The 1,426-nt window shown below is 63.2% G+C and carries 1 protein-coding gene and 1 pseudogene; both read right to left on the bottom strand.

Annotation, left to right across the window (positions count from 1 at the left end; translation table 11 throughout):
* Nucleotides 1-141: 141 nt before the first annotated feature.
* Nucleotides 142-444 (bottom strand): hypothetical protein, encoded by a 303-nt coding sequence (locus ON20_RS25930; RefSeq protein ID WP_157229005.1) that lies wholly within the window; start codon nucleotides 442-444, stop codon nucleotides 142-144.
* 218 nt (nucleotides 445-662) lie between these two features.
* A pseudogene (locus ON20_RS25925) lies at nucleotides 663-911 on the bottom strand (transposase); the annotation flags it as partial.
* Between the last annotated feature and the right edge of the window lie 515 nt (nucleotides 912-1,426).

The raw sequence follows: 1,426 nt of genomic DNA, 5'->3' as shown, positions 1-1,426 counted from the left end.
GAGCGGTGAATTCGGACGTCGTTGATCGGTGAATTCCGGCGGCGGTCTGAGCGACCAGGAAGCTGTATCGGCGAAACCCGATGTCGCCGTCGTGCTTGACATCCGGCCTCGGTGACATCTCAACGGCGCGTGACGCGGCGGTCAGGGGACCTTGTGTCCTATTGCCCGCAGCACCTCCGAGAGCCAGACCAGGTGGTACCCGATGGCTCCATCCGGATCGGACAGTAGATCCGTGAGATGTCCCCACGACCACGAGAGTTGGCCCAGCGTCAGGTCGGACGGAGTGCTGTAGACCTCGTACAACTCATCCTCTCCAATGGACCAGAAATAATCTTGATCCAGACGAATGGTGTCGCCATCAATGGCCGCCGCGAGATGCTCCATGAGCAGGTCGATGGATCTACGCAGCTCAGCCAGGGATACGTGCAGTTGCCACTCGGTCATGAGCACGATCATCCCCGGCCCCGGATAATGCCCCGAAACCGGCATGAGCGGATGCTCCGTCGACACACCCAGTCGGCGAGACACGCTCGTAAGCGGCGTCAGATTTCGCCGACGCCGGAGGCTTCCGGTCGCTCAGACCGACGTCGGGATTCACCGATCAACGGCGTCCGATTTCACCGTCCTAACCAGGAGTCAACCGAACCGGGGGCAGTCCCTTTCGCGGCGTGGCGAACGATCGCCAACTCGCTCTCGAGTTCCCGTATCCGGCGGCGAGCCGCCCGCAGCTCGGCCGACTCGACCGACGGTTTACCGGGACGCAGTCCGTGGTCGATGTCGTCCTGGCGTAGCCATTTCGACAGTGTGACCGGATGGATGCCGAGCTCGACCGCGGTCTGCTTGGTGGGTTTGCCTGCCCGGACCAAAGCGATGGCTCGGGTCCGGAATTCGGTGGGATAGGCGCGTGGCACGTGAGTCAGCCTTTCGGTAAGGCTGTCAGTTAGCAACCGAAGTTGGAACCCAACCGGTGGGGCAGGTCACCACTGTCACCCGATCGTGCAGCAGCCCCTTCAACCACCACCGTCTCTACCAGCACTGCGGCGACCTGCCGTCAGCCGAGATGGAAGCGGCCTACTACGCTCAACACCCGGCCCGGCAACCCGCCGGGCTGTCACACCAATAGGTCTCCGGACCCGCCGGGGGGATTCAGTGACGGTGACAGTCCGGACAGGAGTGACAACCCGGTAGACAGCCGGACAGCGGTGACGGTGACAGTCCGGAGTTCCGGGCCGACACGTTCCTCAACGGCACTCCTGCACAGATGGCTCGGCCTTGGGTGAGGAAATCCCGGGTCGAGCCATCTATGCAGGAGACGACTCATGCGACGGCGGCGGGTTTCCGAGCCGCCCGACGAGGGTTCGAGCCGTCGTTGTTCGGAAGGTCAGTTCGTCTGGGCCAGGCGGATCTGCTGACGCAGTTGGTGCAA

The sequence above is a fragment of the Nocardia brevicatena NBRC 12119 genome (genome assembly GCF_000308495.1).
Classification (GTDB): Bacteria; Actinomycetota; Actinomycetes; order Mycobacteriales; family Mycobacteriaceae; genus Nocardia; species Nocardia brevicatena.
This window is presented reverse-complemented; position numbering and strand designations above follow the sequence as displayed.

Excerpts from the sequence above, each read along its gene's own strand:
- ON20_RS25930 (WP_157229005.1), bottom strand. The coding sequence starts at position 444 with ATGACCGAGTGGCAACTGCACGTATCCCTGGCTGAGCTGCGTAGATCC.